This window comes from Psychromarinibacter sediminicola (assembly GCF_029168335.1).
Taxonomy (GTDB): domain Bacteria; phylum Pseudomonadota; class Alphaproteobacteria; order Rhodobacterales; family Rhodobacteraceae; genus Psychromarinibacter; species Psychromarinibacter sediminicola.
In genome coordinates this window covers 29,338-42,729 of sequence record NZ_JARGYC010000027.1, presented here as the reverse complement: position 1 = coordinate 42,729, position 13,392 = coordinate 29,338, and the positions used below count along the sequence as shown (strand labels likewise).

General features: G+C 71.0%; 10 protein-coding genes. 4 read left to right on the top strand and 6 right to left on the bottom strand.

Features of this window, described 5'->3' with window-relative positions; translation table 11 throughout:
* Window positions 1–16: 16 nt before the first annotated feature.
* Window positions 17–1,078 carry a tRNA 2-selenouridine(34) synthase MnmH gene (mnmH, locus tag P1J78_RS11775; RefSeq protein WP_275567556.1) on the top strand — a complete coding sequence of 354 codons (1,062 nt, stop codon included), beginning with the start codon at window positions 17–19 and terminating at the stop codon, window positions 1,076–1,078.
* Window positions 1,079–1,097: 19 nt separating this feature from the next.
* Here the strand turns inward: mnmH and P1J78_RS11770 are convergent, their stop codons facing one another.
* The 3 genes from P1J78_RS11770 to P1J78_RS11760 all read right to left on the bottom strand — a co-directional run bounded on the left by P1J78_RS11770 (window position 1,098) and on the right by P1J78_RS11760 (window position 5,350).
* Window positions 1,098–3,278 carry a slr1591 family oxidoreductase gene (locus P1J78_RS11770; RefSeq protein ID WP_275567555.1) on the bottom strand — a complete coding sequence of 727 codons (2,181 nt, stop codon included), beginning with the start codon at window positions 3,276–3,278 and terminating at the stop codon, window positions 1,098–1,100.
* A 62-nt stretch (window positions 3,279–3,340) separates the two neighbouring features.
* Window positions 3,341–3,895, bottom strand: coding sequence for a pyridoxamine 5'-phosphate oxidase family protein (locus tag P1J78_RS11765; protein WP_275567554.1), 555 nt, complete (start codon window positions 3,893–3,895; stop codon window positions 3,341–3,343).
* A 78-nt stretch (window positions 3,896–3,973) separates the two neighbouring features.
* Window positions 3,974–5,350: a cytochrome-c peroxidase gene (locus tag P1J78_RS11760; protein ID WP_275567553.1), complete on the bottom strand. Its 1,377-nt coding sequence runs from the start codon at window positions 5,348–5,350 to the stop codon at window positions 3,974–3,976.
* A 407-nt stretch (window positions 5,351–5,757) separates the two neighbouring features.
* On the opposite strand from P1J78_RS11760, the gene P1J78_RS11755 reads away from it, so the two are divergent.
* Entirely contained in the window at window positions 5,758–6,240 is a 483-nt protein-coding gene (locus P1J78_RS11755) for a Hint domain-containing protein (RefSeq protein WP_275567552.1), read from the top strand.
* Between the two features lie 144 nt (window positions 6,241–6,384).
* On the opposite strand, the gene P1J78_RS11750 is transcribed toward P1J78_RS11755, so the two are convergent.
* From P1J78_RS11750 to P1J78_RS11740, 3 genes are all read right to left on the bottom strand, one after another.
* A complete protein-coding gene (locus P1J78_RS11750) occupies window positions 6,385–6,939 on the bottom strand; it encodes a bactofilin family protein (protein ID WP_275567551.1) in 555 nt (184 codons plus the stop codon).
* Window positions 6,929–8,266, bottom strand: coding sequence for a M23 family metallopeptidase (locus P1J78_RS11745; RefSeq protein ID WP_275567550.1), 1,338 nt, complete (start codon window positions 8,264–8,266; stop codon window positions 6,929–6,931). The genes P1J78_RS11750 and P1J78_RS11745 overlap by 11 nt, the downstream gene beginning before the upstream one ends.
* A gap of 151 nt (window positions 8,267–8,417) precedes the next feature.
* Window positions 8,418–8,882: a peroxiredoxin gene (locus P1J78_RS11740; protein WP_275567549.1), complete on the bottom strand. Its 465-nt coding sequence runs from the start codon at window positions 8,880–8,882 to the stop codon at window positions 8,418–8,420.
* A gap of 115 nt (window positions 8,883–8,997) precedes the next feature.
* Here P1J78_RS11740 and P1J78_RS11735 point away from each other — a divergent pair, with 115 nt between their 5' ends.
* Together P1J78_RS11735 and queA are read left to right on the top strand one after the other, a co-directional pair.
* Window positions 8,998–12,282, top strand: a complete 3,285-nt coding sequence (locus P1J78_RS11735; protein WP_275567548.1) for an AsmA-like C-terminal region-containing protein — start codon at window positions 8,998–9,000, stop codon at window positions 12,280–12,282.
* Complete coding sequence (queA, locus tag P1J78_RS11730) at window positions 12,279–13,388, top strand: tRNA preQ1(34) S-adenosylmethionine ribosyltransferase-isomerase QueA (RefSeq protein ID WP_275567547.1); 1,110 nt, start codon at window positions 12,279–12,281, stop codon at window positions 13,386–13,388. Before P1J78_RS11735 ends, queA begins: the two co-directional genes overlap by 4 nt.
* Window positions 13,389–13,392 lie beyond the last annotated feature (4 nt).

The window sequence follows — 13,392 nt, the reverse complement described above, 5'->3', positions numbered from 1 at the left end:
CGTAGGAAGAGAGGCCATGCCCGTTCGCTTCGACACGCTCGCCTCGTTTCTCGACCACGGCTTCGATACGGTGATCGACGTGCGGTCGCCGGCCGAATACGCCGAGGATCACATCCCCGGCGCGATCTCGCTGCCCGCCATGTCGAATGCCGAGCGCGCCCGCGTCGGCACGATCTATACCCAGGAGAGCCCGTTCCGCGCGCGCAAGATCGGGGCGGCCATCGTAGCGCGCAATGTCGCGGCCCATCTGGAGGGGCCGCTGGCGGAGATGGAGGGCGGCTGGCGGCCGCTGGTCTATTGCTGGCGCGGCGGCCAGCGGTCGGGTTCGGTCGCGACGATCCTGAGCCAGATCGGCTGGCGGACCGAGACGGTGGAGGGCGGCTATCGCAGCTATCGCCGGCTGGTGGCGGCGACGATGCACGACACGGCGCTGCCGCACCGGCTGATCCTGCTCGATGGCAATACAGGGACGGCGAAGACCGAGCTGTTGCACCGGGTGGCCGCGCGGGGCGTGCAGGTGGTGGACCTGGAAGGGCTGGCGCGGCATCGCGGCTCGCTTTTCGGGGCCGTGGCCGCGCCGCAGCCGGCGCAGAAAGCGTTCGAGTCGGCGCTGGCGGCGGCCTTCGCGCGGCTCGACCCGGCGCGGCCGGTGCTGGTGGAGGCGGAAAGCTCGAAGATCGGCGAGCTGCTGGTGCCGCCCTCGGTCTGGGCGGCGATGCGGGCCGCGCCTGCGCTGCGGATCGCGGCGCCCCTAGAGGCCCGCGCCCGGTATCTGGCCCGGGCCTATGCCGACCTGACGGCGGAGCCGGACGCGCTTGCGGCGACGCTGGATCAGCTGATCCCGTTCCAGGGGCGCGAGACGGTCGCGGGCTGGCAGGCGCTCGCCGCGGCGGGGGAGCATGTGACGCTGGCCGATCAGCTCATGCAGCAGCACTACGATCCGCGCTACGCCAAGTGGCGCGCCCGCCAGGAGAGCCGCGATCTGGCCGAGATCGCGGTCCCGGACCTGACCGACCGGGATCTGGAGGTGGCGGCCGACCGGATCGCCGAGACCCTGGCCGCTCGCAGCGCGGCGTGACAGCCGAGCCCAAAAGGCCTCAGCGCACGGTGACGAACGGCGCCCCCGCGACCACGCGGCCGATCCGCGCGGCCGGCACGCCGGCATCCTGCAGCCGGAACAGCAGCCGCTCCGCCGTCTCGCCGGGCACGGCCGCCAGCAGCCCGCCCGCCGTCTGCGGGTCGAACAGAAGCTCCGCCCGTGGTCCGAGCGGCACCGACATCCGCTCCGCCACGGCGCGGTTGTCCGGATAGAGCGTCGAGCGGAGGCCGGCCGTCGCCAGCTCCTCGGCCCCCGGCATGACCGGCACCGCGGCGAGGTCGAGTTCCGCCGCCACGCCGGAGGCCTCGCAGATCGCCATCAGGTGCCCGGCAAGGCCGAAGCCCGTCACGTCGCTCATCGCATGCGCCTTTGCCAGCAGGCCGGCCGCGGTGTCCTGCGCCATGCCCATCTGCCGCAGCGCCGCCACGACCCAGGCGCCGCGCGCCTTGCCCTGCATCTCCGCGGCGAGGATGGTGCCGGAGCCCAGCGGCTTCGTCAGGATCAGCGCGTCGCCGGGGCGGGCGCCGGCGACCGTGATCGGCGCGCGCGGGCACAGGCCGGTCACCGTGAAGCCCACGGTCAGTTCGGCGCCCAGCGAGGAATGCCCGCCGACGATCTCGGCCCCGGCGGCGCCGAAGACCTCGGCCGCGGCGGACATGATCTCCGACAGCCACGCCTCCTGCAGTTCCGGCGCCAGGCGCGGCAGGATCACCTGGGCCAGCGCCGCCTGCGGGGTCGCGCCCATCGCCCAGATGTCGCCCATCGCGTGGATCGCGGCGATGCGGGTTTGTGTCCAGGGATCCTCGGTGAAGGCGCGCAGGTGGTCGGTGGTCACGACTTGCCGGACGCCGCCCAGCGCCAGCACCGCCGCGTCGTCGCCGGGGCGGGTGAGCACGTCGTCCCGCCCGGCCCCGGGCAGCGCGGCCAGCACCCGGCCGAGCGTGGCGCCGCCGACCTTCGCACCGCAGCCGCCGCAGGCGGGCTTGGCGCCGCGCGCCTCGACCATTCCGGCGGCATGGCGCCGGGGCAGGGCGGGCGGCGGCATCTCGGGCAGCTCGTGGAACTTGCGCATGAACTTGCGGTCGATCCGGTCCTTCCAGCGCCAGAGCCAGCGGCCCTGCAGCACGAGGCCCCGTTTCTCCATCAGCGCCGACCGGTCGCCGAGCGAGATCAGCTTCAGGTAGTCCGCCTGCGGCCGGTAGCGGCGGAGCCGTCCCGTGCCGGAGAGCAGCGTGCAGAGGTTGTCGTAGAGATAGGGCGCCTGGCGCACCGCGTAGACCCCGGCCTTCGGGCGCGGGGCGTGAGACAGGTGGGCGCAGTCGCCGGCGGCGAGCACCGCCGGGTCGGTGACCGATTGCAGGGTGGGGCCGACGGTCACGAAACCGTCGGTCAGGTCCAGCCCGGTCTCCGCCAGCCAGCCCTGCGGCCGTGCCCCGGCCGCCCCGACGGTGAGGTGCGACGGCACGGTTTCGCCATCCGCCAGCACCACGGCCGTCTCGGTCACTTCGGCGATCTGCACGCCCTCGCGCAGGGTGACGCCCAGCCGGGTCATGTTGGCCAGAAGGGCGGCGCGGGCCTTGTCGCCCAGGCCGGGCAGGGCGCGGTCGGCGTCCAGGACGGTGATCGTCGGGCTGTGCCCGTCGGTGCGCAGCGCGTGGGCCATGGCCATCGACAGCTCGACCCCGCCCACGCCGCCGCCGATCACCGCGACCTCCGGGGGCGTGCCGGCGGCGACGGACTCGCGGAAGGCGCGCCAGCGCTGGGCATAGGGGCCGAGGGGCTTGGCGGCCGCGCCGTGGGGCGCGAATCCGCGCAGCTCCGCCGGATCGGACGAGATGCCGATGTCGATCGAGGCGACGTCGTAGCGCACGGGCGGGCGGCCCGCGACATGCACCGCCCGCGCGGCACGGTCCAGCCCCGTCGCCCGGCCGAAGACGACCCGCGCGCCGGCGAAGCGTGCCAGCTTCACCAGGTCGATCTCCAGCTCCGCCCGCGCGTAGTGGCCGGCCACATGGCCCGGCAGCATGCCGGTATAGGGCGCCTCGGGGTTGGGGTCGATCACCGTGACCCGCACGCCGGGCAACGGCCGCATCCCCCAGCGCCGCAGAAGCAGCGCATGGGCATGGCCGCCGCCGATCAGTACCAGCTCGCGGGTCAGGGGCAGGGGGGCGGCAGGCATCATCGCAGGGGCTCCGTCATCCGGCCACAGCTAGAGCAGATGCGCGGGAAAGGCGATGCGGCCTATGGCGCCAGCCACGCGCCGCGCCAGCCGTCCGCCCGGGCGTAGAGCGCGCGGCGGTGGTAGTCGTCGCCGAGATGCACGGCGTCGATCTCGTCCACCGTCATCGTCAGGACCGCGAAGCGCGCCGGGTCCGCGGCACGGTCGTAGGCGTCGGACCGCGGCAGGACCGTTCCCGGGGCGGGCGTCACCCCGTAGGAGGCGCGCGAGCCGTCGGGCACTGCGCGCCAAAGACCCGACACGGCGGCGCCGGTCGCCACCGTCATCCGCCCGCGCAGCCGGGTCTGCAGCTGCAGGCGCGGCTCCCAGACATGCAGGCTGACGCGCGGATCGGCGGCGATCTCGCCGCACTTGGTGGACTCGTTGTCGGTGTGGACGGCAACCGTGCCGTCGCCCCGCGACACGTCCCGCAGCACCACGGTCCGCGCCTCCGGCCCGTCGCGCCCGACCGTGGCCAGGGTCGGCTGCCGGGCCGCGACGCTGTCGTCGCGCGTGGCCCGGTCCAGTTCGTCCCACAGCCGGGTCAGAAGCCCGTCCAGTTCGGCATACCAGTGCATGACCCCTCCGCATCCGCCGTGTCGGCGGACACGATGCGGCATGCGGCGGCGAAGTCAAACGCGGCGCGGCGTCAGTCGTCAGTCCACGGGCAGACCGCTCGGCACCGCGTCGGGCCGGCCCAGGGGCCGCGCCTCGGCGCTGCGGCCGGTCAGGCAGTTGAGGAAGGCCACGATGTCCGAGATGTCCCGCTCCGACAGGGGCGGCAGGTCGATGTCCACCCGGGCGGCCAGACGCGCCAACTCGTCGCTGTCGCCCTGCAGCGCGAAGTCCGCATCCTGCAGCCACGGGACATCGGGCAGGCGGGCCATGTCGGGCGTCCAGCGGTCCAGGCTGCCCAGCGGGTCGACATGGTGGCGGATCATCGCCTCCAGCGTCGGCATGGCGCCGTTGTGGCCATAGGGCGCCGTCAGCGCCACGTTGCGCAGCGACGGCGTGCGGAACCTGTAAAGGTCGTTCAGGTCGTCGGTCTTCAGCATCCGTCCGATGTCGCGCGGCAGCGGATCCCATCCCCTGGTCTTGCCGGGGCCGAATTCGGGCAGGGCGAGGGCGTGGAAGGACTGGTCGGTGAACAGCGGGCCGGAATGGCAGCTCGAACATTCGGCGGCGCCGAAGAACAGCTCCATCCCCCGCGTTTCGCGGTCGTTCAGCGCGTCCGGCTCGCCGGCGAGATAGGCGTCGAAGTCGCTGTCGTGGTTGCGCCACTCGCTGGCCTCGAAGGCGGCGATGGCGTTGGCGATGTCGACGATTGTGATGTCCTCGGCCGTCTCGATATGCGCGAAGGCCTCGGCGAAGAGCCGCCCGTATCCCGGCACGACGCGGACCCGCGCCTCGATCAGCGGCCAGCCCTTGTGCAGCCCGTCCACGACCGCGTCGGCGATCTCGTTCTCGCCCACGCCGCCGGCCATCTCGTCATGACTGGTGATCGGGAACATCGCCTGCGCGGCGAGGATCGAGTTCAGCCCCTTGGGCAGATGCGCCCCGGCGGGCGAGTCGAAGCCGTTGCCGTAGATGTCGGAGACCGACAGCCGCCCGTCGTGGAACACCATCGTCACGCTCTTGTGCCCGAGGTTCCAGATCGGCGGCGCGCTGCGCGGGATGCGGGCGTGGATCTGCATGTCGTCATAGCCGGGCGTCCGGTCGGGCCCGATGCCTTCGCCGCCCTCGCCGATGCCCAGCGACAGCCCGTCCGCGCCACCCAGGTCGTGATGATGGCAGGTCCCGCAGGAGATGTTCCGGTTGCCCGACAGGATCTTGTCGTAGAACAGAAGCCGTCCGAGTTCGGCCTGCTTGCGATCCACGGCGATGAAGTCCGCCTCTGTCAGCGGATCGGGTAGCTCCAGCGCGGCCGCGGGGAGGGAGATGAATGGGCCAAGGAGACCCGCCAGGAGAAACTTGTGCAGTTGACGTCGCGGCGCCGTCCGCCCGCGACGCACGCCGAACAGGAAATTGATCATGCCCACACCCTGAAAATCGAACCGAAAATCCTCTCTATCCCGACGTTCGATCACGATTATTTCAAGACCCGAGTCGCGAACAGACTGTTTCCGCTGCGCTGCGGGGCAAGGGCGGCCCGGAAAGCCTCCTCCGGCCAAGGCGTTGCCGTTCGACGGGTTCGGGCGTGGACTGGCGGAGCGCGCCGCGCGGGGCCAGGCCGGTGTTAACCATCTGTTAAATTTAAATCTTTTTGTCGTGCCGCCTTCTTCACATTTCTGCCTGACCGTCCCGCCAGAAGGGCCGGACCACGCCACACGAACGGAGCCGGCCTGCCTCGATGATACTCGATGATCTCACCTTGCGTTCGCCCCTCTGGAATCTCGCTCAGCGTCTGACGCGCACGGGTCGCCTGTCCGGGCCGGTCCCGGTGCGGCCGCCACGGGCCGGGTGCTTCGAGGCCGGCGCCACGATCCTGACGCCCGAGGGCGCGCGCGAGGTGGCGGGTCTGCGGGAAGGCGACCTGCTCGTGACCGCCGGGCAGGGCGCGCTGCCGGTCCGCTGGGTGGAGACCTGCGCGCTGTCGGAGATGGGGCCGAGGCGCCGGTCGGCGCTGGTGCCGCTGCGCATCGCGCCCGGCGCGCTTGGCCCGGCGCGGCCGCGGGGCGCGCTGATCCTGGCGTCGGATCAATGGGTGCGGGTCGGCGGCGGGCCGGTGGCGCGGCTTCTGGGGCGGGGCCGGCTGATCCTGCCGGCGCGCAGCCTGCTGGGGCTGGACGGTGTGGCGCCGGCCCGGACGGACGGCACGGTCCGCTATACCCGCCTGCTGCTCGATCGGGACGCGACGGTCTTCGTCAACGGGGTCGCCCTGGACGTGGCGATGTTCAGAAGCGGGACGGACGGCGCCGCCTGAACTCAGCCAGGCCGCGCCCGGAGGCGGCCCTGTCGGACCTGTCCGACGGCGCTTCGCGGCTCCGACGACCTCAAACGAAAACGGGCATCGCAGTCTCCCGCGATGCCCGCATGGTGTTCCGGTCTTCGGCCCTTGCGAGCGCGGTCAGCCGTTCGCGTCGGCCGAGGCGGGCTTGCCCTGACCCTGCGGCGCGGCGCCGGACGCGCGGGCGTTGCCGCCGCCGCTCTTGCCGCCGCCGCCTTCCTTGGCCAACGGATCGTCGCGGCGCTGGACCGAGCCCTCGAAATGGGCGCCGCTCTCGATCGCGATGGTCTTGTGGATGATGTCGCCCTCGACGCGGGCGGTCGAGGTCAGGCGCACCTTCAGGCCGCGCACCCGGCCGACAATCCGGCCGTTCACGACGACGTCGTCGGCCACGACCTCGCCCTTCACCGTGGCGCCTTCGCCGACGGTCAGCAGGTGGGCGCGGATGTCGCCCTCGACATTGCCTTCGACCTGGATGTCGCCGGTCGTCTTGATGTTGCCGACGATGGTGATGTCCTGCGACAGCGTCGAGGCGGGGGGTTTCGCCTTGGGCTGCGGCGCGGGCGCGCTCTCGGCCGCGGGGCGGGAGGGCGTCGCGGGCTCGGATGCAGGCTTGGCCGCCGGCTCGTCGGTGGGCTTCGCTCCGGGCTCGTTGATTCGGCTCTTAGAAAACATCTCTCGCTGCCTTGATATAGGTCATCGGATTCACGGGCTTGCCGCCGATCCGCACTTCGTAGTGGAGGTGAGTGCCAGTCGATCGACCCGAGTTCCCCATATCACCGATACGGTCGCCGCGCGATACCCGATCCCCGACCTTCACGCGAATTTTGCTCATATGGGCATAGCGCGTCTCGATCCCGAACTCGTGCTGGATCTTCACGAGACGGCCGTAGCCCGACTGCCATCCGGCGTGGATCACGACGCCGTCGGCGGTGGAATAGATCGGCGTGCCGTGGCCGGCGGCGAAGTCGGTGCCGTTATGCATCCGCCCCCAGCGCATCCCGAAGCCCGAGGTGAAGCGGAACGACGATTTCAGCGGCAGCGAGAACGGCGTCTTCTGCAGCGCGATGCGGTAGAGGTTCATCTTGTCGAGCTGCGACAGGATGGAATTGGCCCGCAGCGAGTCCGGGTCCGGCTCGGACCCCTTGGTGGAGAAGGTCAGCGGCGTCGTCGGCCCGCCCTGGCCGGAATAGCCGCGGCGCACGGTCTCGATGATCGAATCCGCCGACAGGCCGGCGGAGGCGAAGATCTCGTCCAGCGGCTCCAGCGAGATCGACACGGCGTCTTCGAGCTGGGTGAAGATGCGGTCGTTGCGCTCTTCCATCAGCCGCTTTTCGTATGCCATTTCTTCGGCGGCGGCCTTCGCCTCGGCGGCGATCATCGCCATCGTGTCGCGCTCTTCTGCGGCGGTGTGCAGCGCGGCGGTCAGGAAATCGAGCGTCGTCTCGGTATCCTCGACCGGGCTCGTCTCGGTCTCGGCGACCACGCCGTCGAGCCGCGCGAGCGCGACCTCGGCCTCCTCGCGGGCGGCGTCGCGTTCCTTCATGGTGCGGCGCAGGGTGGTCTGGATCACGTCGATCCCGGTCTCCAGCTCCTTGCGCCGATCCTCGCTGTCCAGAAGCGCCGACTGCATCTCGGAGATCTCCGCGAGCGCCGCGTTGAACCGCTCCTGCGCGGCGCGCGCCTCCTCGGCGCGCAGGTCGCGCTCGGCGGACAGGTCGGCAAGGCGCTCTTCGTAGAGCGTGCGCTCGCGCTCCGCCTGCTCGCGCAGCGAGCCCGATCCGATGCTGTCCATGAGAAGGATGGCGGTGGCGATGATGGCCCAGCCGACAAAGACGGCGCTGCCGGACCACGCGATGGCCTGAGTGGCAGGGCTCAGGCGAATATATTTGGTGTCGGTATCGGAGCGAAGGAAGACGCGCTGTTCCGGAAAGACACGTTCGAGTACGCCGCGCAGCCTATGCCCGATCCCTTCAAAAGATTGCACTGTCCCGTTCCCCATTCTTTTTCGCGCGGCGCGTCCCCAAGCACCGCACTGAAACGTGCTTACCCGCGGAGGGGCTTTACGGCAACAGGTGTTGACAACCTTCTAAGAACACGTGCCAAATTCGAGCGAGATGGGCGGGTTTTCGCCGATTATTCACAGCCCGTGGTCAAGGCAGGGCCTTGACGGCGGACAGAACCTCGGCCACATGGCCGGGCACCTTGACCTTGCGCCAGATGCGCTGGACCAGGCCGTCCGCGTCGATCAGGAAGGTCGACCGCTCGATCCCCATGAAGCTGCGGCCGTACATCTTCTTCTCGACCCAGACCCCGTAATCCTCGCAGACCTCGTCCTCGGCGTCGGACAGCAGCGGCACGTCCAGACCGTGCTTGTCGCGGAAATTGTCGTGCCGGCGCACGGTGTCGCGGCTCACGCCCAGAACGCGCGCGCCGGCCGCTTCGAACGTCGCCAGCGCCTCGGAGAAGTCGAGCGCCTCGCGGGTGCAGGCCGAGGTGTCGTCCTTCGGGTAGAAATACAGGACGACCTTCTTGCCGCGCAGATCCGACAGCGTGATCGTGTCGCCACCGTCGCGGGGAAGCGTGAAATCGGGGGCGGGGGCTCCGGTTTCGATCATGTGAACGCTCCTGCTTGGCCGATTAGTTGAGGTGGCCAGGGTTTTGGTTCAGTTCTAGCCCGGTTCGCGCCACAATAAAGTCCGGGGAGAGGATTGGCCACCGGCCGGAGGAAGATTGAACGACACCAGCCAGACGACGACCGCCCCCGTCCCGGCCCGGCGCGGACGGCCCCGGCGTCGCCGTGCCGGACTGCTGGTGCTGTTGTCCGTGGCCGTTCTGTTCGTGTTCAGCGGCCTGGGGTTCCTGGCGCTGACGGGGGCGCCGGTCGAGGCGCCGGACTGGGTGACCACGGAGGTGGAGAAGCGGCTGAACAGGGGCCTTGGCGGCGGCCGCGTGACCGTGGGCGGCATCGAGGTCGCGGTCGACGGGGCGATGGTGCCGCGGCTGCGGCTGCGCAATGTCGGCATCATCGACAGTCGCGGCGCCGAAGTGGCCCGGCTGAACGAGGTCAGCGCCAGGCTGACCGCGCCGGCGCTGCTGCAGGGCGCGGTGCAGATGCGCTCGCTGCGGGTCCGCGGCGCGCAGATCACCGTGCGGCGGCTGTCCGACGGCACGTTCGATTTGTCGCTGGGCAACGGGATCGGCGCGAGCGGCACGCTTGCCGGCGTGCTCGACCGGATCGAGCAGACATTCGCCACCGCACCCTTGTCCGGCCTGGAGCGGATCGAGGCGGCGCAGCTCACCATCACGCTGGAGGATGCCCGCTCGGGCCGGCTCTGGCAGGTGACGGAGGGGCGTATCGTCCTGCTGAACGGCCCGAACAGCATCCGGCTGACCGTCACCGCCGACGTGTTCAACGGCACCGAGGACCTGGCCACGACGGTCCTTGAATTCGAGACCGACAAGGGCTCGCCCCAGGCCAGCCTCAGCGCGGTCTTCGAGAATGCCGCCGCTGCCGATATCGCGGCGCAGTCGCCCGCGCTGTCCTTTCTGGAGGTGCTCGACGCGCCGATCTCCGGCTCGCTCGCGGCGGAGATCGCACCCGACGGGGATGTGGGCGGTCTGGAGGGCGCGCTCGAGGTTGGCGGCGGCGTGCTGCAGCCGACCCCGGAATCCAAGCCGATCCGCATCGACGGGGCCGAGGCGCGCGTGGCCTACGACGCCGCCCGCCAGCGCCTGCGCTTCGAGGAGTTGTCGCTGGCCACGGCGGCCGCGAAGGGCCGCGCCTCGGGCCAGGCGTTCCTGAAGGACTTCGCGGGGCGGTGGCCGCAGACCATGGTGACGCAGTTCCGCCTGTCCGCCGTCGAGGTCAAGCCCGAGGGCATGTTCGCCGAGCCGATGACCTTCGCCGAGGGCGCGGTGGATTTCCGGCTGCAGCTCAACCCGTTCACCGTCGAGATCGGCCAGCTGTCTCTCGTCGACGAGGATCGCCGGTTCCGCGGCGCCGGCGAGATCTCTGCCGACGACCGGGGCTGGAACGCCTCGCTCGACCTTGCGCTGAACCTGGTGCCGCTCGACCGGCTGCTGGCGCTCTGGCCGGTGAACGTGGCCGAGGGCGCGCGCGAGTGGATGGCCACCAACGTCTCCACGGGGCATCTCAAGGATCTGACCGGCGCCTTCCGGATGGACCGAGAGACGCCGAAGGGGATGCTGTCGCTGAGCTTCAGCTTCGGCGAGGCGACGGTGAAGGCAATGAAGACGCTGCCGCCGATCACCGGTGCGGCGGGCTATGCCAGCCTGACCGGCGAGACCTTCACCGCCGTCGTCGAACAGGGCGAGATCGCCGCGCCGCAGGGCGGGGCGGTCGACGTCGCCGGAAGCTACATGCGGGTGCGCGACGTCACCGTGAAACCGGGACGGGCCGAGATCACCGTTAAGACCGACAGCACGATCACCGCCGCGCTGTCGCTGATGGACCTGCCGCCCTTCGAGATCCTGAAGAAGGCGAAGATCGACGCCGACGTGGCCGAGGGGCGGGCGCGGCTGAGCGGCGACGTGCGCCTCGCGCTGGTCAAGCAGCTCGACATCGAGGAGATCGAGTACGACGCCGCCGGGACGCTGACCGAGCTGCGCTCGGAGCGGCTGGTCGAGGGCCGCGTCGTCAGCGCCGAGCGGCTGGAGCTGCGCGCCAACCCGACCGGCATCGCGATCTCGGGCAAGGGCCGGCTGGGGAAGGTGCCCGCGAATGTCGTCTGGTCGCAGCAGTTCGGGCCGGAGCACGCGGGGCAGAGCGTGGTCGAGGGCACCATCGCGCTCGGCCAGGCCTTCCTCGACGAATTCAATATCGGGCTGCCGCCGGGCTCGGTCACCGGCGAAGGCGTCGGCTCGATCAGGGTGGACCTCGACAGGGGCGCGCCGCCGGCGTTCCGCCTGGTCTCCGACCTGAACCGGCTGGGCCTTCGGCTGCCGGCGCTCAACTGGTCGAAGCCGGTCAACCGGACCGGCCGGCTGGAGGTGGCGGGCACCATGGGCGCGGCGCCGACCATCGACCGGATCGAGATCGAGGCGCCGGGGCTCTCGGCGTCGGGCGTGATCGGCCTGACCGACAGCGGCAGCATGGCGCGGGCCGACTTCGACCGCGTGCGCGTGGGCGGCTGGCTGGACGGGCCGGTGACGCTGATCGGGCGCGGCGGCGCGGCGCCGCAGGTCCGGGTGACCGGCGGCACCGTCGACCTGCGCGAAGCGAGCTTCGGCCCCGGGGCCGGCAACGGCGGCGGGGGCGGCCCGCTTTCGCTGCAACTCGACCGGCTGATCGTGTCCGAAGGCATCGCGTTCACCGACTTCGCGGGCGAGTTCGAAACCCGCGGCGGATTTCAGGGCAACTTCACCGCGCGCGTCAACGGCCGCACGCCGGTGCGCGGCACCGTCGTGAACACGGCGACCGGAAGCGCGGTGCGCCTGCGCTCGGACAATGCCGGGCGCGCGATGGAGGCGGCCGGCGTGCTGAAGAACGCGCGCGGCGGCTCGCTGGAGCTGACGCTCGTGCCGACGGGGCGCGAGGGCATCTACGACGGCTGGCTGCGGGTGCGGAACACCCGGATCGTGCGCGCGCCCGCGATTACCGAGCTGTTGTCCGCCATCTCGATTGTCGGGCTGATCGACCAGATGAACTCGGGCGGGATCACCATGTCCGAGGTCGACGCACGGTTCCAACTCTCGCCCGAGCGGCTGACCCTGCTGCAGTCCTCGGGGGTCGGGCCGTCGCTGGGGATTTCGCTGGACGGGGTCTACAACCTGACGAGCGGCGAGATGAACATGCAGGGCGTGGTGTCGCCGGTCTATTTCCTGAATGCCGTCGGGCAGGTCTTTTCGCGCCGCGGCGAGGGATTGTTCGGATTCAGCTTTCGCATCCGCGGCCAGGCGGATAATCCCAGCGTCTCGGTCAACCCGCTGTCGATCCTGACGCCGGGGATGTTCCGCAATATCTTCCGCAGCCCGCCGCCCACGCCGACGCAATGAAACTCTCCGATTTCGACTTCGACCTGCCCGACGAGCTGATCGCCACACGGCCCGCGCGCCCGCGCTCGTCGGCGCGCATGCTGGTGGCCGGGCCGACCACGCCGGCCGACGAACATGTCAGCGACCTGCCCGCCTGGCTGGCGCCGGGCGACCGGCTGGTCCTGAACGACACCAAGGTGATCCCGGCGCGGCTCGAGGCGACGCGCCGGCGCGCGACGGGGCAGGGCGAGGCGGTGGCGCGGATCGAGGTCACCCTGCTGCAGCCCCGCGCCGACGGCACCTGGGCGGCGCTTCTGAAGCCGCTGCGCAAGGTGCGGGACGGCGAGACGCTGCGCTTCGCCGCCGACCTGAGCGCGGTGGTCGAGGGGCGCGGCGACGGCCAGGCGCATCTGCGCTTCGACCGGCCCTGGGACGCGGTGGAACGGGTGCTCGACCGCGAGGGCGCCATGCCGCTGCCGCCCTACATCGCCGCCAGGCGGGCCGCCGATGCCGCCGACCGCGAGGATTACCAGACGATCTGGGCCGAGCGCACCGGCGCCGTGGCCGCGCCCACCGCCTCGCTGCATTTCGACGCGGCGCTGATGGACGCCCTGCGCGCCCGCGGCGTGGCGTTCACCCGCGTCACGCTCCATGTCGGCGCGGGCACTTTCCTGCCGGTCAAGGCCGACGACATCCGCGACCACAGGATGCACGCGGAATGGGGCGAGGTGACGGAACGCGCCGCGGCCGAGATCGCCGCCACCCGTGCCGCCGGCGGCCGGGTGATCCCGGTGGGCACGACGGCGCTGCGGCTGATCGAGACGGCCGCCCGCGACACCGGCGCCATCGCGCCCTGGACCGGCGAGACCGACATCTTCATCACGCCCGGCTTCGAATTTCGCGCGACCGACGCGCTGATCACCAATTTCCACCTGCCGAAGTCGACGTTGCTGATGCTCGTCTCCGCCCTGATGGGCCGCGAGCGGATGCTGGCGCTCTACGCCCATGCCGTAAGGCAACGCTACCGCTTCTTCTCTTACGGCGACGCATCGCTTTTGTTACCGGGAGCCGGAAACGACAGCTTCGAGTCGCGCGCGGACAGGAAAGCGGTCCGGGAACGCGGATAACCGA

What these genes read in the sequence shown, in the direction of transcription:
- P1J78_RS11760 (WP_275567553.1), bottom strand. Translation starts at nt 5,350, where the DNA reads ATGATCAATTTCCTGTTCGGCGTGCGTCGCGGGCGGACGGCGCCGCGA.
- P1J78_RS11740 (WP_275567549.1), bottom strand. Translation starts at nt 8,882, where the DNA reads ATGATCGAAACCGGAGCCCCCGCCCCCGATTTCACGCTTCCCCGCGAC.
- queA (WP_275567547.1), top strand. Translation starts at nt 12,279, where the DNA reads ATGAAACTCTCCGATTTCGACTTCGACCTGCCCGACGAGCTGATCGCC.
- P1J78_RS11765 (WP_275567554.1), bottom strand. Translation starts at nt 3,895, where the DNA reads ATGCACTGGTATGCCGAACTGGACGGGCTTCTGACCCGGCTGTGGGAC.
- P1J78_RS11770 (WP_275567555.1), bottom strand. Translation starts at nt 3,278, where the DNA reads ATGCCTGCCGCCCCCCTGCCCCTGACCCGCGAGCTGGTACTGATCGGC.
- P1J78_RS11750 (WP_275567551.1), bottom strand. Translation starts at nt 6,939, where the DNA reads ATGTTTTCTAAGAGCCGAATCAACGAGCCCGGAGCGAAGCCCACCGAC.
- mnmH (WP_275567556.1), top strand. Translation starts at nt 17, where the DNA reads ATGCCCGTTCGCTTCGACACGCTCGCCTCGTTTCTCGACCACGGCTTC.
- P1J78_RS11745 (WP_275567550.1), bottom strand. Translation starts at nt 8,266, where the DNA reads ATGGGGAACGGGACAGTGCAATCTTTTGAAGGGATCGGGCATAGGCTG.